Raw genomic sequence first — 636 nt, forward strand, 5'->3', positions numbered from 1 at the left:
CAGCCCCCGCGAAGCCCTCGCCACCGACCCCCAGCAACGCCTCCTCCTCGAAACCGCCTGGGAAGCCGTAGAACGCGCAGGAATCGACCCCACCACCCTCCGCGGCACCCGCACCGGCGTCTTCACCGGCATCATGTACAACGACTACGGTTCACGGCTGGCCACCGCCCCGGAGGAGCTGGACGGGTACCTGCGCAACGGCAGTTACGGCAGCGTGGCCTCGGGCCGGATCTCGTACACGCTGGGGCTGGAGGGTCCCGCGATCAGCGTCGACACGGCCTGCTCGTCGTCCCTCGTGGCCATCCACCTGGCGGCGCAGGCACTGCGGAACGGCGAATGCGGGCTGGCCCTGGCCGGCGGTGTGACCGTCATGGCGACGCCCAACACCCTCATCGAGTTCAGCCGGCAGCGCGGGCTGTCGCAGGACGGCCGGTGCAGGGCGTTCTCCGCGGACGCCGACGGTACGGGATTCTCCGAAGGCACGGGGCTGCTGCTGTTGGAGAGGCTCTCCGACGCGCGGCGCAACGGCCACCAGGTCCTCGCGGTGATCAAGGGCAGTGCCGTCAACCAGGACGGCGCCAGCAACGGCCTCACCGCACCCAACGGCCCGGCACAGGAACGCGTCATCCGCCAGGC

General features: G+C 70.8%; 1 protein-coding gene. It reads left to right on the forward strand.

Annotation, left to right across the window (positions count from 1 at the left end):
• A partial coding sequence (locus AB4039_RS42355; protein WP_442273326.1) for a beta-ketoacyl synthase N-terminal-like domain-containing protein occupies nt 1–636 on the forward strand: 636 nt, incomplete at both ends.

It is taken from the genome of Streptomyces sp. M-16 (genome assembly GCF_052114405.1).
In the GTDB taxonomy this organism is placed as follows: Bacteria; Actinomycetota; Actinomycetes; order Streptomycetales; family Streptomycetaceae; genus Streptomyces.